Source organism: Cellulosimicrobium sp. SJTW-1 (assembly GCF_047716875.1).
Lineage (GTDB): Bacteria > Actinomycetota > Actinomycetes > Actinomycetales > Cellulomonadaceae > Cellulosimicrobium > Cellulosimicrobium funkei.
The window spans coordinates 1,905,978-1,928,513 of sequence record NZ_CP136680.1 but is presented as its reverse complement, the minus strand read 5'-3'; the positions used below and the strand labels follow the sequence as shown (position 1 = coordinate 1,928,513).

Annotated in this window: 20 protein-coding genes; 7 read left to right on the top strand and 13 right to left on the bottom strand. The window is 75.6% G+C overall.

Going from position 1 to position 22,536, the window contains the following annotated elements:
• Nucleotides 1-44: 44 nt before the first annotated feature.
• Together RSE42_RS08745 and RSE42_RS08740 are read right to left on the bottom strand one after the other, a co-directional pair.
• Nucleotides 45-1,298 carry a class I SAM-dependent RNA methyltransferase gene (locus RSE42_RS08745; protein WP_415298642.1) on the bottom strand — a complete coding sequence of 418 codons (1,254 nt, stop codon included), beginning with the start codon at nt 1,296-1,298 and terminating at the stop codon, nt 45-47.
• A gap of 265 nt (nt 1,299-1,563) precedes the next feature.
• Nucleotides 1,564-3,567, bottom strand: coding sequence for an APC family permease (locus RSE42_RS08740; RefSeq protein ID WP_034652378.1), 2,004 nt, complete (start codon nt 3,565-3,567; stop codon nt 1,564-1,566).
• Between the two features lie 94 nt (nt 3,568-3,661).
• Here RSE42_RS08740 and RSE42_RS08735 point away from each other — a divergent pair, with 94 nt between their 5' ends.
• A complete protein-coding gene (locus tag RSE42_RS08735; protein ID WP_031316042.1) occupies nt 3,662-4,315 on the top strand; it encodes a potassium channel family protein in 654 nt (217 codons plus the stop codon).
• Entirely contained in the window at nt 4,315-5,043 is a 729-nt protein-coding gene (locus tag RSE42_RS08730) for a potassium channel family protein (RefSeq protein WP_085388779.1), read from the top strand. The genes RSE42_RS08735 and RSE42_RS08730 overlap by 1 nt, the downstream gene beginning before the upstream one ends.
• 42 nt (nt 5,044-5,085) lie before the next feature.
• Here RSE42_RS08730 and RSE42_RS08725 read toward each other — a convergent pair whose 3' ends face one another.
• From RSE42_RS08725 to dut, 4 genes are all read right to left on the bottom strand, one after another.
• Nucleotides 5,086-5,997, bottom strand: coding sequence for a DUF3159 domain-containing protein (locus tag RSE42_RS08725; RefSeq protein WP_144682607.1), 912 nt, complete (start codon nt 5,995-5,997; stop codon nt 5,086-5,088).
• Between the two features lie 108 nt (nt 5,998-6,105).
• Nucleotides 6,106-6,480, bottom strand: coding sequence for an OB-fold nucleic acid binding domain-containing protein (locus RSE42_RS08720; RefSeq protein ID WP_034652381.1), 375 nt, complete (start codon nt 6,478-6,480; stop codon nt 6,106-6,108).
• A 1-nt stretch (nt 6,481) separates the two neighbouring features.
• Nucleotides 6,482-7,225, bottom strand: coding sequence for a DUF3710 domain-containing protein (locus RSE42_RS08715; RefSeq protein ID WP_061268206.1), 744 nt, complete (start codon nt 7,223-7,225; stop codon nt 6,482-6,484).
• Nucleotides 7,226-7,331: 106 nt separating this feature from the next.
• The gene (dut, locus tag RSE42_RS08710; RefSeq protein ID WP_415298639.1) at nt 7,332-7,808 is read right to left on the bottom strand and encodes a dUTP diphosphatase; all 477 of its coding nucleotides are present in this window, start codon (nt 7,806-7,808) and stop codon (nt 7,332-7,334) included.
• A 72-nt stretch (nt 7,809-7,880) separates the two neighbouring features.
• Here dut and RSE42_RS08705 point away from each other — a divergent pair, with 72 nt between their 5' ends.
• Complete coding sequence (locus RSE42_RS08705; RefSeq protein ID WP_074806057.1) at nt 7,881-8,396, top strand: DUF3093 domain-containing protein; 516 nt, start codon at nt 7,881-7,883, stop codon at nt 8,394-8,396.
• Nucleotides 8,397-8,470: 74 nt separating this feature from the next.
• Here the strand turns inward: RSE42_RS08705 and RSE42_RS08700 are convergent, their stop codons facing one another.
• The 3 genes from RSE42_RS08700 to RSE42_RS08690 all read right to left on the bottom strand — a co-directional run bounded on the left by RSE42_RS08700 (nt 8,471) and on the right by RSE42_RS08690 (nt 10,556).
• Entirely contained in the window at nt 8,471-8,770 is a 300-nt protein-coding gene (locus RSE42_RS08700; protein ID WP_021483601.1) for a DUF4193 domain-containing protein, read from the bottom strand.
• A 277-nt stretch (nt 8,771-9,047) separates the two neighbouring features.
• Nucleotides 9,048-9,899: an inositol monophosphatase family protein gene (locus tag RSE42_RS08695; protein ID WP_255434779.1), complete on the bottom strand. Its 852-nt coding sequence runs from the start codon at nt 9,897-9,899 to the stop codon at nt 9,048-9,050.
• Nucleotides 9,900-9,902: 3 nt separating this feature from the next.
• Nucleotides 9,903-10,556: a trimeric intracellular cation channel family protein gene (locus tag RSE42_RS08690; RefSeq protein ID WP_074806054.1), complete on the bottom strand. Its 654-nt coding sequence runs from the start codon at nt 10,554-10,556 to the stop codon at nt 9,903-9,905.
• Nucleotides 10,557-10,827: 271 nt separating this feature from the next.
• On the opposite strand from RSE42_RS08690, the gene sepH reads away from it, so the two are divergent.
• On the top strand, nt 10,828-11,946 hold the full coding sequence (gene sepH, locus RSE42_RS08685; RefSeq protein ID WP_354050587.1) for a septation protein SepH: 1,119 nt from the start codon (nt 10,828-10,830) through the stop codon (nt 11,944-11,946).
• A 13-nt stretch (nt 11,947-11,959) separates the two neighbouring features.
• Here the strand turns inward: sepH and RSE42_RS08680 are convergent, their stop codons facing one another.
• From RSE42_RS08680 to RSE42_RS08665, 4 genes are all read right to left on the bottom strand, one after another.
• Nucleotides 11,960-12,601: a thymidine kinase gene (locus tag RSE42_RS08680; RefSeq protein WP_175008649.1), complete on the bottom strand. Its 642-nt coding sequence runs from the start codon at nt 12,599-12,601 to the stop codon at nt 11,960-11,962.
• Nucleotides 12,602-12,670: 69 nt separating this feature from the next.
• The gene (locus tag RSE42_RS08675) at nt 12,671-13,873 is read right to left on the bottom strand and encodes an alkaline phosphatase family protein (protein ID WP_415298636.1); all 1,203 of its coding nucleotides are present in this window, start codon (nt 13,871-13,873) and stop codon (nt 12,671-12,673) included.
• Nucleotides 13,870-14,463, bottom strand: a complete 594-nt coding sequence (locus RSE42_RS08670) for a DUF5998 family protein (RefSeq protein ID WP_074806042.1) — start codon at nt 14,461-14,463, stop codon at nt 13,870-13,872. Before RSE42_RS08670 ends, RSE42_RS08675 begins: the two co-directional genes overlap by 4 nt.
• A 73-nt stretch (nt 14,464-14,536) precedes the next feature.
• The gene (locus tag RSE42_RS08665) at nt 14,537-17,290 is read right to left on the bottom strand and encodes a GNAT family N-acetyltransferase (RefSeq protein ID WP_415298633.1); all 2,754 of its coding nucleotides are present in this window, start codon (nt 17,288-17,290) and stop codon (nt 14,537-14,539) included.
• A 246-nt stretch (nt 17,291-17,536) separates the two neighbouring features.
• On the opposite strand from RSE42_RS08665, the gene RSE42_RS08660 reads away from it, so the two are divergent.
• The 3 genes from RSE42_RS08660 to RSE42_RS08650 all read left to right on the top strand — a co-directional run bounded on the left by RSE42_RS08660 (nt 17,537) and on the right by RSE42_RS08650 (nt 22,534).
• Nucleotides 17,537-19,987, top strand: a complete 2,451-nt coding sequence (locus tag RSE42_RS08660; RefSeq protein WP_415298631.1) for a DNA gyrase/topoisomerase IV subunit A — start codon at nt 17,537-17,539, stop codon at nt 19,985-19,987.
• 92 nt (nt 19,988-20,079) lie between these two features.
• Nucleotides 20,080-21,396, top strand: coding sequence for a PP2C family protein-serine/threonine phosphatase (locus RSE42_RS08655; RefSeq protein WP_415298630.1), 1,317 nt, complete (start codon nt 20,080-20,082; stop codon nt 21,394-21,396).
• Between the two features lie 94 nt (nt 21,397-21,490).
• Nucleotides 21,491-22,534, top strand: coding sequence for a zinc-binding dehydrogenase (locus tag RSE42_RS08650; protein WP_415298628.1), 1,044 nt, complete (start codon nt 21,491-21,493; stop codon nt 22,532-22,534).
• Nucleotides 22,535-22,536 lie beyond the last annotated feature (2 nt).

The window sequence follows — 22,536 nt, the reverse complement described above, 5'->3', positions numbered from 1 at the left end:
CCCTCATCATGCGCCCGTAGCGGCGCGCCCGCGCCGCCACGCGGTCAGCGCGTGAGGACCGCCACCGCCTCCAGGTGGTGGGTCATGGGGAAGAGGTCGAACGCGCGCAGCGAGGTGAGCCCGTAGCCGTGCTCCGCGAGGTACGACACGTCGCGCGCGAGGGCGGCCGGGTCGCACGCGACGTAGACGACGCGTGACGGCTCGCGGCCCGCGACGGCCTCGACGACGGCGCGCCCGGCACCGACGCGGGGCGGGTCGAGCACGACGACGTCCGCGCCGCTCCCGTCCTGGGCGAGCACCTGCTCGACCGGCCCGTGCCGCAGCTCGACCCGGTCGAGCCCGTGCGCGTTGCGCCGAGCGTCGCGCACGGCCCGCTCGTCGCCCTCGACCGCGAGCACGGTGCCCGCGTCCCCGACGGCGGCCGCGAGCGGCGACGTGAACAGCCCGGCCCCCGAGTAGAGGTCGAGCACGCGCGCGCCGTCGACGTCACCGACGCCGTCGAGCACCGCGCGCGTCAGGGCGGCGGGCGCCTCGCGGTGGACCTGCCAGAACCCGTCCGCGGCGACCCGGTACGTGTGCTCGCGGTCGCCGAGCACCACGCGCTCGGTGACGCTGCGCCGCGCGTTGGGCCGGTGGTCGGGCGACCCCCCGCGCCAGGGCTCGCCGTCGACGAGCAGGACCGGCGCGGACCCGACGGGCGCGACGAGCTCGATCCGGGTGCCCGGGCGCCACGAGCGGGTGAAGACCTTCTCGTGGGCCGCGAGGTCGGCGACGTCCTCGCTCGCGAGCGGCATCGCGTCGAGCGGGACGACGGTGTGCGAGCGGAAGCGGTGCATCCCGGCGCGGCCGCCGCCGTCGGCCACGAGGTCCACGCGCGTGCGGTAGGCGAGGCCGCCGCGCTCGTCGTCCCCCGGCAGACCCTCGACCTCTACCTGAGGGTGAAGATCGTCCAGGTCCACGTGCGCGAGGCGGCGCAGCTGCTCGGCCAGGACGTCGCGCTTCCACCGCCGCTGCGCGCCGAGCGCGACGTGCGCGAGCTCCCCGCCGCCCACGCCGCCCGGACCGGCCTCCGGCCACGCGGACGGCACGCGGTCGGGCGACGCCTCGAGGACCTCGACCGCGTCGGCGCGCCAGAACGTCGCGGCGTCGCCGCCCTCGGTGACGCGGGCGCGCACGCGCTCGCCCGGCAGGGCGTGCCGCACGAAGACGACCCGGCCCTCGTGCCGTGCCACGCAGTGACCGCCGTGCGCCACCGGGCCGACCTCGAGCTCGACCTCGACCTCAGGTCGAGGGAGCACGCGCGGCGACTGCCGGGTCTGCCGGCCGGGTCGTCGGCCGGACCGGCGCGGCGCGCGCTCGGGACGACCCGCGCCGGGGTCGGACGGTCGGTCGGAGGGCACGGCAGGACCACGCGAGGAGGACGGCATGCCCCCAGTATCCCGGACTCTCCCGCGCGCTCCCCCCGCACTCTCCCCCGGCTTCCCGCCGGCCCCCGCCGCGGACGCACGAAGGCCCGGCCCCGACGTCGGGACCGGGCCTCCTCCGGGGGTCGCGCCGGCGCGATCAGTACCCGGTGAAGCGCTGGCGGAAGCCCTCGCCCTCGAGCCCGGTCTGCCCCTCCGTCGAGGAGAGCTGCCACGGCACGGACGCCACGACGACGCCCGGCGTGAAGAGGAGCCGGCCCTTGAGGCGCAGCGCGCTCTGGTTGTGCAGGAGCTGCTCCCACCAGTGCCCGACGACGTACTCGGGGATGTAGACGACCACCAGGTCGCGCGGGGACTCGCGGCGGACCGACCGCACGTACGACAGCACGGGGCGCGTGATCTCGCGGAACGGCGAGTCCAGCACGCGCAGCGGCACCGGGAGGTCGAGAGCCTCCCACTGCCGCATGAGGTCCTCGACGTCCTCGGCGTCGACGCCGACGGTGACGGCCTCGAGCACCGACGGCCGTGACGCCCGCGCGTACGCGAGCGCCCGCATCGTCGGGCGGTGGATCTTCGAGACGAGCACGATCGCGTGCACGCGGCTCGGCAGCGCGCGGGCGGCCGCGGCGTCGTCGCCGAGCGCGAGCTCGTCACGCACCGTGTCGTAGTGCTTGCGGATCGACTTCATGAGCACGAAGACGATCGCCATCGCGAGGATCGCGATCCACGCGCCGTGCGTGAACTTCGTGAGGAGCACGATGACGAGCACCGTGCCCGTCATGCCGAGGCCCACGGTGTTCACGACGCGCGAGCGGCGCATGCGGGACCGCTCGCGCGGCTGGTGCTCGGTGCGCAGCGCGCGGGTCCAGTGCCGCACCATGCCCAGCTGGGACAGCGTGAAGGACACGAACACGCCCACGATGTAGAGCTGGATCAGGCGCGTCACCTCGGCGTCGAAGGCCCAGATGAGCACGATCGCCGCGACCGCGAGCGTGATGATCCCGTTCGAGAACGCGAGGCGGTCGCCGCGCGTGTGGAGCTGGCGCGGGAGGTAGCCGTCCTTGGCGAGGATCGAGCCGAGCACCGGGAACCCGTTGAACGCGGTGTTGGCCGCGAGCACGAGGATGAGCCCCGTCACGGCCGACACGACGTAGAACAGGATCGGGGCGCCGCTGAACACCGTCTCCGCGAGCTGCCCGATCACGGGGTGCTGCACGTAGTCGACCGGGAGCGGCTCGCCGTTGAGCGAGAGCTGCGCGTGCGGGTCCTCCGCGTAGTGCACGCCCGTCGCCCGGGCGAGGAAGAGGATGGAGAGCATCATCGCCGCCGAGATGCCGCCCAGCAGGGCGAGCGTCGTGGCCGCGTTGCGCGACTTGGGCTTGCGGAACGCGGGCACGCCGTTGCTGATGGCCTCGACGCCCGTGAGGGCGGCGCAGCCGGACGCGAACGCGCGCGCCACCAGGAACGCGCCCGCGATGCCCATGAGCCCCTGGTCGAACCCGCTCTCCGCCGTGAGCTCGAACTCCGCGCTCTCCGCCGGGCCGAGGTTGCCGGTGACGTACTGGAAGAAGCCGACGACCGCCGTCGTGCCGATCGCGAGCATGAAGAGGTAGACGGGGATCGCGAAGAAGGTGCCCGACTCCTTCACCCCGCGCAGGTTGACGAGCGTGAGCAGCACGACGAGCCCGATCGCGAACGCCGCCTCGTGGTCGCGCAGCGCGGGGATCGCGCTCGCGGCGTACTGCGCGCCCGAGGAGATCGAGACCGCGACCGTGAGCACGTAGTCGACCATGAGGGCCGAGGCGACGCCGACGCCCGCCGTCGGGCCGAGGTTGACCGTCGCGACCTCGTAGTCGCCGCCGCCCGACGGGTACGCCCGCACGTTCTGGCGGTACGACGCGACGACCGTGAGCAGCACGACCACGACCGCGAGACCGACCCACGGCGAGATCATCGTCGCGCTGAGGCCCGCGAGCGCGAGCGTCAGGAGGATCTCGTCCGGGGCGTACGCGACGGACGAGAGCGCGTCGGACGCGAACACGGGCAGCGCGACGCGCTTGGGGAGCAGCGTGTGCCCCAGGTGCTCGGAACGGACAGGCCGTCCGAGCAGCAGCCGCTTCGCGGCATCAGCGATCTCCGACACGAGGCCACATGCTATGCCCGACGGCGCCCGGTCGCGCTGGTGCGCGCTCGCGGGCCCTGCGGGCGGTAGCGTTCGGTGCGTGCACTTCGTGATCATGGGCTGCGGGCGCGTCGGTGCGACGCTCGCCCAGTCCCTCGAGTCGAGCGGCCACTCGGTCGCCGTCGTCGACCAGAACCCCGACGCGTTCCGGCGCCTGCCCGCGGAGTTCACGGGCAAGAAGGTGACCGGCGTCGGCTTCGACCGCGACACGCTCGTGCAGGCCGGGATCGAGGACGCGTACGCGTTCGCCGCCGTCTCCGACGGCGACAACTCGAACATCCTGTCCGCGCGCGTGGTCCGCGAGACGTTCGGCGTCGAGAAGGTCGTCGCGCGCATCTACGACCCGCAGCGCGCCGAGATCTACCAGCGGCTCGGCATCCCGACCGTGGCGACCGTGCGCTGGACCTCCGACCAGGTGCTGCGCCGCATGCTCCCGTTCGGCGCGACCGACGAGTACCGCGACCCGTCCGGGCGCGTGCGGCTCGCCCAGGTCGACTTCCACCCCGGCTGGATCGGCCGCACCGTGCGCGCCATCGAGGACGCGACCGAGGCGCGCGTCGCGTTCGTCAGCCGCTTCGGCGACGGCGTCCTCGTCACCGACCGCACCGTCCTGCAGGAGAACGACGTGCTGCACGTGCTCATGGACGACGAGCGGGCCGCCGTCGTCGAACGCAAGCTCACCCACGCACCGAAGGTCGAGGCCGAGTGATGCGCGTCGTCATCGCCGGGGCGGGCTCCGTCGGCCGCTCGATCGCCCGCGAGCTCCTCAGCCACGACCACGAGGTCATGCTCGTCGACAAGCAGCCCGCGGCGATGCGCGTCGCGCAGGTCGCGGACGCCGACTGGCTCCTCGCCGACGCGTGCGAGCTGTCGTCGCTCGCCGAGGCGAAGGTCGACGAGTGCGACGTCATCGTCGCCGCGACGGGCGACGACAAGGTGAACCTCGTCGTGTCGCTCCTCGCCAAGACCGAGTTCGGCGTGCCGCGCACGGTCGCGCGCGTCAACAACCCGAAGAACGAGTGGATGTTCGACGAGTCGTGGGGCGTCGACGTCGCCGTGTCCACGCCGCGCATCATGACGGCGATGGTCGAGGAGGCCGTCGCCGTGGGCGACCTCGTGCGCATCTTCACGTTCCACCAGTCCGGCGCGGACATCCTCGAGGTGACGCTGCCGCCGTCGTCGCCGCTCCTCGGTCGCCGCGTGGGCGAGGTGCGCTGGCCGGCGGACACCGTGCTCGCGGCGATCGTGCGTGGCACGCGCCCCATCGCGCCGAGCGCGGACGACACGCTCGAGGTCGGGGACGAGCTCCTGCTCGTCACGGGGAACGAGGCGGACGAGGGCGCGCTCGCGCGGCTGCTCGCCGGCGAGGACGAGGACGGCCCGACGGCGCCGGACGCGCCCGTCGAGGCTCCCGAGCTCGGCGGCGACCTGCTCTGACGGCGCGGACCGCGCGACGGTGCGGCCTGGGCGACGGGGCGGCTACGCCGCGGGGCGCGGGCCGGCGGTCGCGGGGCGGCGCACCAGGATCCACGTGAGCCACAGCACGAGGGCCCACAGCGGGATCCCCATGACGAGGCGCGCGGTGCCGAGCCAGCCGACGTCGCCGTCGAGGTAGAGCGGCACCTGGACCGCGAGACGCGCTCCGAAGAGCCCGATCCACAGCCACGTCGCGGCGGTGTAGCGGCGCACGAGCGCGCGGTCCGACCGCCACGCCCGCGCCCAGCGGGCGAACGCGCCGGGCTCCCCCGCGCTCCCGGCCGCCGGCTCGGCGGGCTGCGGCGTGGGCACGTCCGCGCCCTCGCGGTGCTCGCCGTCGGTCGCGTCCGCCGTCGTGCCGGCGGACGCCGTCCCCACGCCGAAGCCGCTGCGGAAGCCCTCCACGACGAGCCCGACGAGCGGCCAGCGGACCACCACGGACACGAGGAGCGCGACGAGGTACGCGGCGTTGGTCCACAGGCCCCACGCGAAGTAGTCCTGCGCCTCCCCCGAGCGCCACGCCCACAGGACGCCGATGCCGACGCCCAGCAGGCCGCCGAACGCCTGCGTCACGGGCGTGCGCTGGACGAGGCGCGCGACGACGGCCACGAGGGCGGCCGCGACGGACGTGACGAGCGCCCAGCGCAGGTTGGTCGTCGCGACGTAGACGACGACGAACACGAGCCCGGGCGCGACGGACTCCACGAGCCCGCGCACGCCGCCGATCGCGTCGGCCACCGAGAAGTCCTCGCCTGCGAGGGCGCGCACGCCGCGGGCGCGGCCGTCCTCGGGCGCCGCGACGTCGTCGACGACCGTCTCGACCACCTCGGCGTCGTGCGCGACGGGCTCGGGCACGCGTCCCGGGTCGCGGCGCCCGCCCACGGGGCCGCCGGTCGCGTCGCTGCTGCTCGTCATGTCGTGGCGTCCTCGGGGCTCGGGTGGGTGGCGCCGGCGGGAGGGCCGGTGCGGCCGGGTCGGGTGCGCAGGATCGTACGGCACGGCCGTCCACGACGGCCGCCGGGCTCACTCCCCCGGCTTGGCCAGCAGCTCGTAGCGCGGGTTGAAGATGGTGCGGCGGCCGTCGACGTCGCACACCAGCCCTTCGACAAGCGCGCGGCGCCCGGGCTCGATGCCCGCGATCCGGCGGCGCCCGAGCCAGACGAGGTCGACGACGCCGGACCCGTCGAAGAGCTCGACCTCGACCGTCGGCACGCCCTCGCGCGGGCGGAGCACGACGGACCGCAGGACGCCGGAGATCTTCGCGCGGCGGCGGTTGGGCAGCTCGGCGACGGCACGGCAGCCCTTCTGCCGGGCCGCCTCGGTGCGCTCCTCGTCGGCCGCGAGCTCCTCCTGGGAGGCGAGCGCGGTGCGCCAGGCGTCACGCAGGGTGGGGACCATGTCAGCGGATCTCCGTGATCTCCGGCCCACGGGTCAGCGGGTCGAACGACGGCGTCTCGGGGGCACCGGCCGGGGTCGGTGCCGGGGCGGCCTCCGGGCCCTTGCCCGGCAGGTGCAGGGTGAGCAGGTCGCGCGGCGGGCGCGGGTTCTGGTCGCGCACGACGACGATGTTCGCGAACACGGTCTCGAGCAGGCGCGCCTCGGCCGGGTCGACCGCGGCCTTGCCGGTGAGCACGCCGCGCAGGAACCAGCGGGGGCCGTCGACGCCCACGAAGCGCGCGGGCCGCACGCCCGGGCGGCCGTCCGGCGTCTGCGCGGGGATGCGCGCGAGCAGCTCGCGCCCGAACGGGCCCGGCAGGTCGTCGACCGTGCCGCCCTGCTTGGTGACGGACGCCGCGATCTCGCCGCGGATCTCGTCCCAGATGCCCTCGGTGCGCGGCGCGGCGAACGCCTGCACCTGGAGCCCGGAGCCGCCGACCGCGCACGCCACGCCCGTGATGCGCTGGGTCTTCTTGTCGACCTCCATGCGCAGCTCCATGCCCGGCACGCCGGGGAGCCACACCGCGCCGAGGTCGAGGCGCGGGCCGCGCTCGGGCACCTGGGCGGAGTCGTACGGGCCGCGCGCGGGGGCCTCGGCGGCCGCCTCCGGGGCGGGCGCGCCGTCGCCGACCTGCTCGGACGTCGTGCCCGACGGCTCGGGCGACTCGGCCGGCTCGGACGACCTGGAGCGACGGAACAGACCCACGGACGAACTCCTTCACCTGCCCGGCACTCGGCCGGGTCTCCTCACGGGGCGCTCGCCCCGCACTGATTCCACACTAGCCCGCGCAGCGGCGGCCCGGGTGCGCCGGTCAGGGTGCGGGCGTCCAGCCGCCGCTCGACCCGAACCCGCCCTCGCCGCGGTGCGAGCCGGGCAGGCGCTCGGCCTGCACGAACCGCGCCCGCTCGACCTTCTGGACGACGAGCTGCGCGACCCGGTCGCCGCGCCGCAGGAAGACGGGCTCGCGCGCGTCGGTGTTGAGCAGCGTCACCTTGATCTCGCCGCGGTACCCGGCGTCCACGGTCCCCGGCGCGTTGACGACCGTGAGGCCGTGCTTCGCCGCGAGACCCGAGCGCGGGTGCACGAACGCCGCGTAGCCGTCGGGCAGCGCGATCGACACGCCCGTCGGGACCACGGCGCGCTCCCCCGGCGCCAGCTCGACGTCGACGGTCGTCACGAGGTCCGCACCCGCGTCGCCCGGGTGGGCGTAGGCGGGCAGGGGGACGTCGTCGAGGAGCGTGATGAGGACGTCGACGTCGCCGGTCGAGGGCTGCTGGTGGTTCGGCACCCGCAGAGCCTAGTGCGCGCGGAGCGCCGCGAGCACGTCGGCGACGGTACGAGGTGCTGGGATGATGGACCCATGACCGACGCCGCCGACCGCAGCACCCCGTCCCCGACCCGCGGACCCGCCGGGACCTCCGGCGCCGCGAGCACGGCCTCGTACCGCGAGCGCCTCGTCCCGGGCGTGGGCGGCTGGGCCGCGGCGCTCGGCTTCGCCCTCGTCCTCGGGATCGCCCTGTGGCCGGCGAGCCACGCCATCGCGCTCGGCGTCGGCGGCCTGGCCGCCGTCGCGGGCGTCGTCGCGCTGTGGTGGACGTCGCCGGTCGTCGAGGTCGCCGACGGCGAGCTCCGGGCGGGGCGGGCCCACGTCCCGGCGTCCCTGCTCGGCCAGGTGACGACCCTCGACGCCGACGCGATGCGCGTCCAGCTCGGCCCCCGCCTCGACGCGCGCGCGTACGTGTGCCTGCGCGCCTGGGCGCGCACCGGGGTCCACGTGGTGCTCGAGGACCCGCAGGACCCGACGCCGTACTGGCTCGTCTCGACCCGGCACCCGCAGCGCCTGGCCGACGCGGTCCGCGCCGCGCACGCCGCCTGAGCCCAGGCCCGCGAACGCCGACGGCCGCCGCCCCGGGGAGGGGGCGGCGGCCGTCGGCCGTGGTGCGCGGCGGGTCAGGCAGCGCACTCCGAGCAGATCTGCTGGCCGTTCTTCTCGTAGGCGAGCTGGCTGCGGTGGTGCACGAGGAAACAGCTCGCGCACGTGAACTCGTCCGCCTGACGAGGAAGGACCCGGACGGAGAGCTCCTCGCCGGACAGGTCGGCACCGGGCAGCTCGAAGCCTTCGGCCGCCTCGGTCTCGTCCTCGTCAACGACGCCCGAGCTCTTGTCGGAGCGACGAGCCTGGAGCTCCTGGAGCGAGTCCTCGCTGAGCTCCTCTTCACTCTTGCGGGGGGCGTCGTAGTCTGTTGCCATCTGTGGGGTCACTCTCCGGAATATCGTCGATCGCGACTGTGCGCGTCCGGACCACCGGCGACGGCCGGTCGTGCCGGGCGGCACGGGTGCTGGGTGCGGGGGCACCCCCTGACGTGTCGTGCCCCGAGGGGGTTCGTGGCACTGCACGCTCATCAATGCGCGGCGCACCGGAATTGTTCCCGGTGGGCCCCCGGATTCTGCACCATTTCCCTGAGTGATGCACCCTGTGGCCGGGCACCCGCCCGGGTGTCGTTGGTCACGGGTGCACGGCACCCCGTCAGGAGTCGGAGTCCGCTCCCGCGTCCTCGAGGATCCGGACGAGCCGGGCGGCCGCCTCGGGCGGTCCCGCGACCGTCATCTCACGGTCCGCGGCGCGGCCCCGCAGGCCCGTCACGAGCGCCCCGGCCTCGTGCGCGACGAGCGCTCCCGCGGCCATGTCCCACGGGTTGAGACCGCGCTCGTAGTAGAGGTCGAGCTCGCCCGTGGCGACGAGGCACAGGTCGATCGCGGCCGAGCCGAGGCGGCGGATGTCGCGCACCTGCGGCAGCACGTCGAGCAGCACGCGGGCCTGCGCGCGGCGACGGTCGGCGTCGTACCCGAAGCCCGTGCCCACGAGGCACTGGCCGAGGTCGGTCTCGGCGTTGACATGCACGGGCCGGCCGTCGAGGGTCGCCCCCGCCCCCAGCCCCGCCGTCCACGTGCGGTCGTCGACGACGGAGTGCACCGCGCCGGCGAGCACCGTCCACTCCAGCGGGTCCGGCGGGCCGACCACCGCGGCGACCGACACCGCGTACGACGCGACGCCGTAGAGGTAGTTCACCGTGCCGTCGACCGGGTCGATGACCCAGGTGACGCCCGACGTCCCGGCCGACGAGCCCTCCTCCTCGCCGAGGATCGCGTCGTCGGGGCGGGCGGCCGCGATGCCGCGGCGCAGCAGCGCCTCGGAGTCGGCGTCCATCCGCGTCACGACGTCGGTCGCGGTCGACTTCGTCGCGGCCACCTCGACGCGGTCGGGGCGTCCGGAGCGGACCAGCTCGCCGGCCTCGCGCGCGAGGCGCTCGGCCAGGTCGCGCAGGTCGGCCACGGTGACGTCGTCGGGCTGCCGGGGGTCGTCGATGAAGAGGCGCACGGCTCACATCCTGCCCGACCCGCGGCGTGCCCGGCGACCCTCCCACGGGCCGGGCGCGGACCAGCCGAGGCGGAGCGAGACGAGGCGGAAGCCGAACACGAGCGCGAGCACCGCCGCCTGCGAGAACGGGCCGAGCATGCCCGCCTCGGCGAGCGCCGCCGTGAGCGCGGCGCCCGCGAGCGCCGGGATGGCGTACAGCTGCTTGTCCTGGAACAGCAGCGGCACCTCGTTGGTCAGCAGGTCCCGCAGGATGCCGCCCCCCACCCCGGTCAGCACCCCGGCGAAGACCGCCGCGAGCGGGCCGACGCCGTACTCGAGCGCCTTCATGGTGCCGGACAGCACGAAGAGGGCGAGGGCGCCGGCGTCGAGCACGATGATGCTGCGCCGCAGCTGCTCGAGCCGCGGGTGCCAGAAGAACGTGACGACGCCGGCGAGGGCTGCGACCGCCACGAGCCGCCAGTCGGAGATCCCGACGGGCGGGATCGCCCCGATGAGGACGTCGCGCAGGAGCCCGCCGCCCAGGCCGGCGGCCCAGGCGAGCACGAGGACGCCGACGAGGTCGAACCGCTTGCGCACCGCGGCGAGCCCGCCGGAGAGCGCCGCGAAGAACACGCCGGCGAGCTCGAGGGCGTCGCCGGGGACGAGGTCGAGGATCACCTCCGCATCATCCCAGCCGCGGCCCGCAGGGGCCGGGCCGGGGCCGGGTGGGACCGGTGCGAATGGGCGGCGCACCGCGCGTGCTGCGCGGCTCGGGGATGGGACGATGGCACCCTCGAGGGAGCGGTGGCGCGGGTGTCGCGGTCCACGGCGCACGGCGGTCCGGCACGCGGCCGGGCCCCGGGCGACCGGGACGGCACCACAAGCGGCACACGGGCGGCACACGAGCAGCACCGCGAGCGCCACCGGGCGCGGCGACACGGGAGGGTCCATGGACGAGCTGGAGCTGGTGAGACTGCACGAGGACGGGGAGCACCTCGTCCTGCGCGCGACGGGTGGCGCGCAGTTCGTGCTGCCCATCACCGAGGCGCTGCGCGCGGCCGTACGGCGCGACCGCCCGCACCTGGAGCACCTGCGCGCGGAGGGCGAGCGCAACCTCGCCCCGCGGGAGATCCAGGCCCGCCTGCGCGCCGGGGACTCCGTGGAGGCGGTCGCCGAGGCCGCGGGGCTCGGCGTCGAGCACGTGCGCCGGTTCGCCGGTCCGGTCGTCGCCGAGCAGGAGTACGTCGTCGAGCGCGTGCGCGGGCTGCGCCCGGGGCACGACGAGGACTCCCCGACGGTGGGCGAGCTCGTCGCGCAGCGGCTCGCCGCGCGCGACGTCGACCCCGCCGCGGTCGCGTGGAGCGCCGCGCGCGAGCACGGCTCGCCGTGGGTCGTGACGGCGACGTTCGAGGCCGGGACCGGGGAGCGCACCGCCCGCTGGACCTACGACCCGGCGACGCGCGCGCTGCAGGCGCTCGACGACGAGGCGCGCTGGCTCTCCGGGACGGACGCCCCGCGCGACCCGGCCCCCGGGGCCGTCGCGGTGTTCGACGTGGACGCGACCGCGCGCAGCGCCCGCGGACTGCGGTCCGCGCCGCCCGCCGACGACGGGACGGCCGAGCTGCTCGACGACCTGAGCCAGCGGCGCGGCGTGCGCCCGCGCAAGGACCCGACGCCCGCGGGCGACACCGTGGGGCAGGAGCCGTTCGAGGGATTCGGGCCGCTCGCCCCGGGGAGCCGTGCGCAGGACGAGCCCGAGGGCGGCTTCTCCGGCGGTCTGCCCGCGGGTGCGACCGTGGTGCACCTGCCGACGATCCGACCCCAGCAGAGCCCCGTCGTCGCCGACGCGTCCGCGGACGGTCACGACGAGCCCGCGCGCCCGGAGACCGACGCGCCCGGACAGGCGGGCACGGCCGACGACGGGCCCTCGCCGGCCGACGCCGACGCCGACGGCTCCGCGAGCGTCGCGCGGCCCCAGGCCGCGCGCGAGGCCCGCAAGGGGAAGAACCGGTCGCGCGCGAAGGTCCCGAGCTGGGACGAGATCGTCTTCGGGGCCCGCCCCGAGTGACGACCGCGTCGCGTCAGCGCGGCAGGTCGAGCGGCAGCCCGTCCTCCGTCGCGTGCCGGCGCGCGACCGCCGTCGTCATGCGCCGCATGTGGTGGCGGCGGCACAGCACCTCGTAGCCGATCTCCCCCGAGCCGGCCCGGACGTCCCCGACGACGACCTGGTCGCCCTCCACCACCATGCGTCCGTCCACCGTGCGCGCGTTGTGCGTGGCGCGCCGACCGCACCAGCACAGCGACTCGACCTGCAGGACCTCGACACGGTCCGCGAGCTCGATGAGGCGCGCGGACCCCGGGAACAGGCGCGTGCGGAAGTCGGCCGTGATGCCGAACGCGAAGACGTCGATCTCCGTCTCGTCGACGAGGCGCGCGAGCTGCTCGACCTGCGCCGGGGAGTAGAACTGCGCCTCGTCGCACACGAGGTAGTCCACGGGCTCCGGCTCGGCGGTGACGAGCGACCAGAAGTCGGTGTGGTCGTGGACCTCGCGCGCGACGACCTCGAGACCGAGGCGCGAGGAGAGCCGGTCGGTCCCGGCGCGGTCGTCGCGCGAGAAGATCAGCCCGCGCCGGCCCCGCGCGGCATGGTTGTGGTCGAGCTGGAGCGCCAGGGTGGACTTGCCGCAGTCCATGGTCCCGGAGAAGAAGACGAGCTCTGCCATCGGCGGTCCTCCGCGAGGTCGGTCGGTGCGGTCGCGCCGGTGGCTCCGGGACGACGGGGCGCGGTCGGGTCAGGTGGCCGCGACGAGCAGCGGCACGCGCATCTCGCGCTCGGTGAGCGAGCCGTGCACGCCCAGGAGCGTGAGCGACGCGGGCGTCTGGGTGCGCGAGTCGACGACGGTCGCCCGCCCTCGCAGCGCGACCATGACGTCGCCGGCGGCGGCGACGGCCTCGGGGCGGGGGGCGGGCCCGAGGAAGCCCCGCGCCAGCACCTCTTCCCGCTCCAGCACGAGCGCGTCGTCGCCCAGGACGTCGCGCCAGCGCGCGGCGACGGCCGCCGTCTGGCCGGGCTCGGTGTACACGTGGACGGCGCGCGGCTCGCCGCCGACGAGCTCGACGCCGCGTGAGAGCGCTGGGTCGGTCGCGACGTCGCGGCGCAGCGCCGGGTCGACGTCGACCATGCCGTGGTCCGCGGTGACGAGGACGAGGGTGCCCCGCGGCACGGACCGCACGAGGCGCGCGAGCTCGCGGTCGAGCGCCTCGAGCTCGTCGCCCCACTGCCACGACGCGCTGCCGTGGTGGTGGCCCGCCTTGTCCACCTCGCCCCAGTAGAGGTAGACGAGCCCGGGCCGGGACAGCGCGCGGACGGCCGCGTCGACACGCCCCGACAGCGGCTCGGCAGGCGCGTACGTGCCACCGCGCAGCGCGGCGACCGTCATGCCCGACCCGGCGAACCGGGCCGGGCCGGTCGACGTCACCGCCACACCCGCCCCGGCCAGGCGCGCGAGCACCGGCTCCTCGCGCTGGAGCTCGGCGGGCGCGGGAGCGCCCTCCCACGACACCATGTTGGCGAGGCCGCGCGTCACCGGGTTGCGCTGCGTGTACCCGAGCATGCCCGTGCGGCCCGGCGCGGTGCCCGTGCCGAACGCGCCGATCGCGGCGGCGGTCGTGCTGGGGAACGTCGAGGTGAGGGGCCGCGCGTCGGGCAGGAGCGAGCGCAGGAACGGCGCGTGACCCGCGCGCTCGGCGAGGTTGAGGTGGCCGAGACCGTCGACGAGCACGACGCACACGCGCTCGGCGCGCGGGAGGTCGAGGGCGCTGCGCGCGGCCCCGCTCGCGAGCCCCGTGGCCGTCGTCAGGCTCACGCCCAGCGCGCCCGCGGCGGCGGGCAGGACCGCCGCGAGGCCGCCCGTCCCGTACTCGGGCGCGAGCAGACCAGGAGGGAGCGCCGGGGCGGCGACCGGGGCCGGCGCGTCCGCGGGTGCCTCGCTCACCGGGCGCTGTGCCGCGTCGTCGAGCGCGACAGGGCCCGCGCGAAGTCCACCGCGGCCCGCACGGCGTCCCGGCCCTCCGCCTCGGCGCTCACCCGGACGACGACGTCGTCAGGCGTGATCTGGCCGGTGAGCCCGTGGTCGGCGTCGCACGCGGGGTCGGGGCAGCCGGCGGGCTCGAGGTCGACGCGCGAGACCGCGCCCCAGCCGAGCGCGAGCGTGACCTCGAGGGGCGCGGTGCCCGCACGGTGCTCGTGCGGCTCCGCCACGACGTGCGTGAGCGAGACCGACCGCACCTCGGACAGGGGCACCGCCTCGGTCGTGGCGGCGGCGGAGGCCGACGGGTTCTCGCTGTCCGCCGGGTGGTCGTCGACGTGCGCCGTGACGAGCCGCGTGGGGGTGAGGACGAGCACCGTGAGGTGGCGGCGCACCTCGGTCGCGTCGAACGTCGTCTCGGGGAGCACGAGGTGCGAGACGATCTCCTCCCCCGCGACCGCGAGGTCGAGGACGTCCGCGACGAGCTCCGGGTAGTAGCCGGCGCGGTGGAGCTGGGTCGTCAGGTCGGTCCAGGCGTTGGAGGTAGCAGAGGGCACCCGCGCATTGTCCCATCCGGCGCCGGGCCGGGGCCACCCGCCGTCGGGTCCTGGGCGGGCAGGGATCGGCCCGTCAGCCCGGCAGGGCCCGCCGGAGCGCGTCGGCGCGCTGCGCGTCGGCGAGCGTGACGCGCGCGCTGAGGACCGCGGCCCCGTGCTCCGAGACGACGACGGGGTACAGCTCGAGGCTGCGGACCTCGGGCAGGTCGTCCGCGAGCACGGACACGCGCGCCAGGACGTCCTCGAGCGCGGCCGTGGCCACCACGTGCGTGCCCATGTAGCCGAACAGGCGCGGCGCGGCCCGCACCGAGCGGACCATCGCCGCGACGTCGACGTCGGTCAGGGGCGGCACGCCGTACGCGACGTCGCCGAGGAGGTCGACGGCGTCGCCCGCGAGCCCGAACGAGACGACGGGCCCGAAGAGCTGGTCCTCGGTCGAGCGGACCACGCACGCGACCCCGGCGTCGGCCATCGCCTGGACCTCGAACGGCTCGTCGGCGGCGCCCGGCAGCACGGCCGCGAGCGCCTCGCGCATCTGCGCGAAGTCCGTGCGCAGCTCGGTCTCGTCCGCGATGTCCAGCCGCACGCCCCCGAGGTCGGCCCGGTGCCGCAGGCCTGCCGCGGTGCTCTTGAGCACCACGGGCCAGCCGACCTCGCGCGCCGCCTCGACCGCCTCGTCGGCGGTGCGGACCCGGCGCGCGGGCCAGACCCGCACGCCGTAGCACGCGAGCAGCTCCGCCGTCGTCGTCGGGTCGAGGTCGACGGCGTCCTGACCGGCCAGCGCCTCCTCGACGAGCGCACGCGCACGCACCGGGTCGACGCCGGCCGGCCGCACGGGCGTGCCGTGGTCGGCCTCGCGCCAGCGCGCGTAGCGCACGACCGCGCCGAGCGCGGCGACGGCGTCCTCCGGCGTCGAGTAGGCGGGGACGCGCACGGGAGCCGCCCCGCTCTCCGCCCCCGGGGCTTGGGCCGAGAGCTCGTCGGTGAGGCCGTGCAGGCCGAGCATGCTCGCCACGGTCGTGCGGCCCGTGCGGGCGGCCGCGTCCGCGACGGCGCGCGAGACGTCCGCGCGCCGGGGCCCGACGACCGGGACCTGCACCACGACGACGACGTCGCACGCGTCGGGCGCGTAGAGCGCGTCGACCGTGGCGGCGAGCTCGTCGGCGGACGCGTCCTCGGGCAGGAAGTCCGAGCGCGCCACGACGAGGCCCGCCGAGGACGACGCCTCGGCGACGAGCGCGGCGAGCGACGCGGAGCTCGCGAGGATGCCGACGCGGCGCCCGGCCGGGAGCGGCTGGTGCGCGAGGAGCTGGGCGATGTCGATCATGTGGTGCGTGTTCTCGGCGCGGATGACGCCGGACTGCCGCAGCATCTCCTCGAGCGTCCGCCGCGGCGCGCGCGTCGAGCGGACCGCGTGCCCGGGCGGCACGACGTGCCCCGAGCGCCCGGCCGTCACCACAACGACGGGCTTGACCGACGCGAGGCGACGCGCGATGCGCGAGAACTTGCGCGGGTTGCCGATGGACTCGAGGTAGAGGCACACGACCTGCGTCGTGGCGTCGTCCTGCCAGTACTGCATGAGGTCGTTGCCCGAGACGTCGGCGCGGTGCCCGGCGGACAGGAACGACGACACGCCCAGGCCGCGCCGCGCCGTCGTCGCGAGGAGCGTCACGGCCATGGGCGCGGACTGGCTGAACAGACCCACCACGCCGGGGGCCGGCAGGTCGTGGGCGAGGGTCGCGGCGAGCGCGGGGCGGTCGGGCGCGTCGCTTGTGCGCAGCAGCCCGTAGCTCGCGGGCCCGACGACGCGCAGGCCCGCCGTGTGCGCGACGCGCAGGAGCTCGCGCTGCAGCGCGAGCCCGTCCGGACCCGTCTCGGCGAAGCCGGCCGACAGCACGACGACCCCGCGCACCTCGAGGCGCGCGAGCCGGCGGACGGCGTCGATCGCCGCGGGCGGGGGCAGCGCGACGACGGCGAGGTCGACGGGACCGGGCACGTCGGCGAGGGTCGCGGACCACCGCTCCTCCTCCGGCCCGCGCGCGGCCCCCACGACGTGGACCGTCACGTCGCTGCGCTCGAGCGCGGCGAGCGCGCGCTGCGCGAGCAGGCGGTCGAGGGCCTCGCCGTCGTGCTCCGCGCGCGCGTCGGCCGGGCCGTCGGGGCCGACGAGCACGACGCTCGTGGCGCCCAGCAGTCCCTGCATGCTCCGGGCCTCCGCGCGGTGCTCGCGGTCGGCCATGACGGCTCGGGACCGCTCCGTGGGGTCGAGGTCGACGCTGACCTGGACGAAGCCGTCGTCCATCTGCTGGCGCACGTCGTACCCCGCCTCCCGGAACACCGCGAGCATCTTGCCGTTCTGGGGCAGCACCTCGGCCGTGAAGCGGCGCACGCCGCGCTCGCGCGCCGCCGCGGCGACGTGCTCCAGCAGCACGGAGCCCAGGCCCCGGCCCTGCGCGGAGTCGGCGATGTTGAAGGCGACCTCCGCCTCGGCGGGGCCGGTGCGGTCGAACCGCGCGACGCCGATGATGTCCTCGCCGCCGTCCCCGGGGGCGCCGTCGCGCGGGCGCACCGCGACGAGCGCGACGCGGTCCACGTGGTCGACGCGCGTGAAGCGCTCGAGGTCGCGCTCGGACAGCCGTTCCATGGGCGCGAAGAACCGCAGGTAGGTGGAGCGCTCGGACTGGCCGACGTGAAAGCGCTGGAGCGCGTCGGCGTCCTCGGGGCGGATGGGCCGCACGTGCGTGGTGGTCCCGTCGCGCAGCACGACGTCGGCCTCCCACTCCACCGGGTACCGGTCCGGGTCCCGCCCCGGCGCGCCGTCGTCCACGACCCCAGGCTATGCGGTCGCGCGCGCGGTGCGCCTGCGCCACCCCGGCCCGCGCCGGGAGGACAATGGTCCCGGCAGGCAGTCCCGGCACGTGCCACGGCAGGCGCCGTGGCACGGCGTGTCGGACGCGTGGCGTACCCTCGCGTGCGGCACGCAACCGCAGCACCCCGGCCGGCCCAGCACCGGCCACGACGGCACAGACCCCGCGCCACCGCGGCGCACCGAACGGCAGGAGCCCGCAGGCCCATGGCGCGCAAGTCCTCGACCCCCTCGATCGACCCGGCCGAGGTGAACGAGAAGATCGTCGACGTCGACGTCCAGGCGGAGATGGAGACGTCGTTCCTCGAGTACGCCTACTCCGTCATCTACTCGCGCGCCCTGCCCGACGCGCGGGACGGCCTCAAGCCCGTCCAGCGCCGCATCCTCTACATGATGGCCGACATGGGGCTGCGCCCCGACCGCGCCCACGTGAAGTCGGCGCGCGTCGTCGGCGAGGTCATGGGCAAGCTGCACCCGCACGGCGACGCCGCGATCTACGACGCACTGGTGCGCCTCTCCCAGGACTTCTCGCTCCGGCTGCCGCTGGTCGACGGGCACGGCAACTTCGGAACGCTCGACGACGGCCCCGCGGCCTCCCGGTACACCGAGGCCCGTCTCGCGCCGCCGTCGCTCGCGATGACGGCGGGGCTCGACGAGGACGTCGTCGACTTCGTGCCGAACTACGACAACAAGCTCCAGCAGCCCGAGGTCCTGCCCGCCGCGATCCCCAACCTGCTGGTCAACGGCGCGTCGGGCATCGCGGTCGGCATGGCGACCAACATGGCGCCGCACAACCTCGTCGAGGTCGTCGCCGCGGCACGCCACCTCGTCGCGCACCCGGACGCCGACCTCGAGGCGCTCATGCGGTTCGTGCCCGGCCCGGACCTGCCGACGGGCGGCAAGATCGTCGGCCTCGACGGCGTCCGGGACGCCTACCGCACGGGCCGCGGGACGTTCCGCACGCGCGCCACGGCACGCGTCGAGAGCCTCACGCCGCGCCGCAAGGGCATCGTCATCACCGAGCTGCCCTACCTCGTCGGCCCGGAGAAGGTGATCGAGAAGATCGCCGAGGGCGTCAAGACGAAGAAGATCCAGGGGATCACGGCCGCGACCGACCTCACCGACCGCGAGCACGGGCTGCGCATCGTCGTCGAGGTGAAGACGGGCTTCAACCCCGAGGCGGTGCTCGAGCAGCTCTACAAGTTCACGCCGCTCGAGGACTCGTTCGGCATGAACAACGTCGCGCTCGTCGACGGCCAGCCGCGCACGCTCGGCCTGCGGGAGATGCTGTCGGTGTGGGTCGACCACCGGATCGACGTGGTCCGCCGTCGCTCGGCCTACCGCCTGCGCAAGCGGTCCGAGCGACTGCACCTCGTGGACGGCCTCCTCGTCGCGATCGTCGACATCGACGAGGTGATCCAGGTGATCCGCTCGTCCGACGACACCGCGACCGCCCGCGGGCGCCTCCAGACGGTGTTCGACCTGTCCGAGCCGCAGGCGGAGTACATCCTCGAGCTCCAGCTGCGCCGCCTCACCAAGTTCTCCCGCATCGAGCTCGAGAAGGAGCAGGAGACCCTGCGCCGCGAGATCGAGGAGCTCCAGGAGATCCTCGGCAGCGACGCACGGCTGCGCGCCGTGGTGTCGGGCGAGATGGCCGACGTCGCCAAGACGTACGGCACCCCGCGCCGCACCATCCTGCTGGAGTCCGCTGGCGCGGCGCCGACGACGACCGCGGCCGTCCCGCTCGAGGTCGCCGACACCACGTGCTGGGCGCTGTTCTCCGCGACCGGGCTCCTCGCGCGCACGAGCGACGAGACGGAGCCCGCGCGCTCGGGTCCGCGCGCCGCGCACGACGTGCTGCGCGCCGCCGTCCGCACGACCGCGCGCGGCGAGGTCGGCCTCGTCACGAGCCGGGGCCGCATGCTGCGCGTGTCCGTGCTCGACCTGCCCGCCCTCCCGCCGACGGACAACGCGCCGAGCCTGTCGGGCGGCGTCCCGCTCAGCGAGGTCGTCGCGCTCGAGCCGGGCGAGGAGGCGGTGACCATCGCGTCGCTCGACCCCGACGCTCCCCCGCTCGCGCTCGGCACCGCGCAGGGCGTCGTCAAGCGCGTCACGCCGGGCGACGTCCCGGGCAACCGCGACGAGTGGGAGGTCATCGGGCTCAAGGACGGCGACACCGTCGTGGGCGCGGCGCCCGCGACGGACGCCGACGAGCTCGTGTTCGTCTCCAGCGACGCGTCCCTGCTGCACTTCGACGCGTCCGCGGTGCGCCCCCAGGGCCGCCCGGCGGGCGGCATGGCCGGCATCCGGCTCGCCGACGGCCAGCGGGTCGCGTTCTTCGGCGTCGTCCCGGCCGACGTGCGCGACCTCGGCGTCGTCGTCACCGTCGCCGGGTCGTCCGACGCGCTCCCCGGGACCCAGACCGGCGCCGGCAAGGTGACCCCGTACGAGCTCTACCCCGGCAAGGGCCGCGGGACCGGCGGCGTCCGCGCGCACCGGTTCCTCAAGGGCGAGGACGCGCTCATCCTCGCGTGGGTCGGGCAGGGCCCGGCACGGGCCACGGGGTCCGGCGGGCAGTCGGTCGACCTGCCGCCGGTCGACCAGCGCCGCGACGGGTCGGGCACGCCGCTCGCGTCGCCGGTCACCGCCGTCGGCTAGCGCGGCCGCGCCGGCACCTCCGGCCGTCCGTCGGGAGACTTCGGGACCTTCGCTCGACCTGCGAGCCCCCGGGATTGGGTCATTCTCGGAGTGTGGCAGGAAACCAGGGGGGTGCCGTCCGCACGCCGCCGGAGCCGGACGGGACCGCCGGCCCCGTCGACTACCACGCCGTCTTCTCGGTCCTCACGGCCCCCAAGGCGGTCCTCGCGCCGGACCTCACGATCCTCGACGCGAACGAGTCGCTCCTGCGGACGATCGACGCGCCCGCGAGCGCCGTCGTCGGGCGCCACTACCTCGACGTCTTCCCGGCCCAGGGACCGGACCAGGGCGCCGTCGACCGGGTCGTGCTGTCGCTCGAGCGGGTCGCGCGCACGGGGCAGATCGAGATGATCGGCCCCCACCGGTACGACCTGCGCGGGACTGCCGGCGGGTGGGTCGAACGCTGGTGGCTCACGACGAACCTCCCGGTGCTCGACGCCGCGGGCCGGGTCACGGCCGTCGTGCACCGCGCGGAGGACGTGACGTCGGTCGTGCTGGCCGGCGGGGTCGCTATCCCGGACGTGGGGCGCACCACCGGCCCCGCCGACGCCACCGCGCTCTCGGTCGTCGACCAGGCTCTGCTGCTCGGGTCGTCCGTCGACCGGTACGCGGACGTCATCACGCGCGAGCGCAGCGCGTCGCTCGCTCTCCAGGACTCCGTGCTCACGCCTCCCCCGCGCATCCCCGGTCTGACGATCGACGTGCGGTACCGCCCGGCGGTGCCGGAGGTCCACGTCGGCGGGGACTGGTACGACGCGTTCGTGCACCCCGACGGCGAGACGACGGTCGTGGTCGGCGACGTCACCGGGCACGACGTCGCCGCCGCGGCTCACATGGGGCACCTGCGCGGGGTGCTGCGCTCGGTCGCGTTCGCGACGGACGCCGGTCCTGCCGAGGCGCTCGACGCCGCCGAGCGCACCGCGGAGGGTCTCGGGCTGCAGGCGCTGTCGACCGTCGCCGTCGCGCGCGTCGGCATCCCCGGCCCGGCAGGGAGGCGCGCGGTGTGCTGGGCGAGCGCCGGGCACGTGCCGCCCGTCGTGCGTCGCGCGGACGGGACCGCCCACCTGCTCACGGCACGCCCGTCACCGATGCTCGGCGTCGGGCTCGGGGGCCCGCGCGCCGAGCACGCGATGTCACTCGGCCCGGGTGACACGCTCCTGCTCTACACCGACGGGCTCGTCGAGCGGCGGGACCGGTCGCTGCGGGACGTGCTCGACGAGCTGCCGTCCCGCGTCGAGGCGCTCGGCGACGTCGCGCCGGACCAGCTGCTCGACGCGCTCCTCGCGGAGCTCGTGCCGCTCGGCTCCCAGGACGACGTCGCTCTCGTCATGTTGCACGTCGACGGCGAGGGCACGGCCGCGGGCGCCTAGCCAGGTACTGCCAGAACCCTGCTGGAGCGGGACTCCCACGCGGCCCCGGGGCAGGTGTCGAATGGTGCGCGTACCCCACAGCGAGGAGAGCTCCATGAAGGCCACCGTCATCTACGGCGCGGGCGACGTCTGCGTCGAGACCCGTCCCGACCCGACGATCCTCGAGCCGACCGACGCGATCGTCCGCGCGGTGCGCGCGTGCGTCTGCAGCTCGGACCTGCACCCGTACCGGTCGATGGGTCGCACCGACGAGGGCGTCCCGATCGGCCACGAGCTCCTCGGCGTCGTCGAGGAGGCCGGGTCTGCCGTCACGACGGTCCGCCCCGGCGACCTCGTGATCGCGCCGTTCGCCTGGTCGGACAACACGTGCGACGTGTGCCGCGACGGGTTCCAGACCGCGTGCCCCCACGGGGGCTTCTACGGCAACCCCGGCGACGTCGGCGGCCAGCAGGCCGAGCTCGCGCGCATCCCGCTCGCGGACGGCAGCCTCGTCGCCGTGCCCGACGTCGACGAGTCGAGCCCGCTCCTGCCCTCACTGCTCACGCTCTCGGACGTGTACCTCACGGGGTACCACACCGCGCACATGGCGCGCGTGTCCCCGGGCCAGACCGTGGCGGTCGTCGGCGACGGCGCGGTCGGGCTGTCCGCCGTGCTCGCCGCACGCCAGATGGGCGCCGAGCGCATCATCCTCATGGGCCGTCACGAGGCCCGGACCGACCTGGGGCGCGAGTGGGGCGCGACCGACGTCGTCTCCGAGCGCGGCGCCGAGGGCGTGCAGCGGGTCCTCGACCTCACGGACGGCCTGGGCAGCCACGTCGTCGTGGAGGCCGTCGGGCACCTGCCCGCCTACGAGCAGTCCTACGGCGTCGTGCGCGCCGGAGGCGTGATCAGCCGCGTGGGCGTCCCGCAGTACGACGACGCCCCTGTCGGCTTCGCCTCGCTGTTCGGCCGCAACATCACGCTCACCGGCGGGCCTGCCCCCGTCCGCGCCTACCTTGAGGACGCGATCCCGCAGGTGCTGAGCGGCGCGATCGACCCCGGCCGCGTTTTCGACAAGGCCGTCGCGCTCGACGACATCGCCGACGGCTACGCCGCGATGGACCGCCGCGAGTCCCTCAAGACGATCGTCACGTTCTGACC

Bases quoted from the DNA above. Each gene is read 5' to 3' on its own strand.
- RSE42_RS08735 (WP_031316042.1), top strand. From the start codon at position 3,662: ATGGGCTGCGGGCGCGTCGGTGCGACGCTCGCCCAGTCCCTCGAGTCG.
- RSE42_RS08730 (WP_085388779.1), top strand. From the start codon at position 4,315: ATGCGCGTCGTCATCGCCGGGGCGGGCTCCGTCGGCCGCTCGATCGCC.
- RSE42_RS08725 (WP_144682607.1), bottom strand. From the start codon at position 5,997: ATGACGAGCAGCAGCGACGCGACCGGCGGCCCCGTGGGCGGGCGCCGC.
- RSE42_RS08720 (WP_034652381.1), bottom strand. From the start codon at position 6,480: ATGGTCCCCACCCTGCGTGACGCCTGGCGCACCGCGCTCGCCTCCCAG.
- RSE42_RS08705 (WP_074806057.1), top strand. From the start codon at position 7,881: ATGACCGACGCCGCCGACCGCAGCACCCCGTCCCCGACCCGCGGACCC.
- RSE42_RS08700 (WP_021483601.1), bottom strand. From the start codon at position 8,770: ATGGCAACAGACTACGACGCCCCCCGCAAGAGTGAAGAGGAGCTCAGC.
- sepH (WP_354050587.1), top strand. From the start codon at position 10,828: ATGGACGAGCTGGAGCTGGTGAGACTGCACGAGGACGGGGAGCACCTC.
- RSE42_RS08680 (WP_175008649.1), bottom strand. From the start codon at position 12,601: ATGGCAGAGCTCGTCTTCTTCTCCGGGACCATGGACTGCGGCAAGTCC.
- RSE42_RS08660 (WP_415298631.1), top strand. From the start codon at position 17,537: ATGGCGCGCAAGTCCTCGACCCCCTCGATCGACCCGGCCGAGGTGAAC.
- RSE42_RS08650 (WP_415298628.1), top strand. From the start codon at position 21,491: ATGAAGGCCACCGTCATCTACGGCGCGGGCGACGTCTGCGTCGAGACC.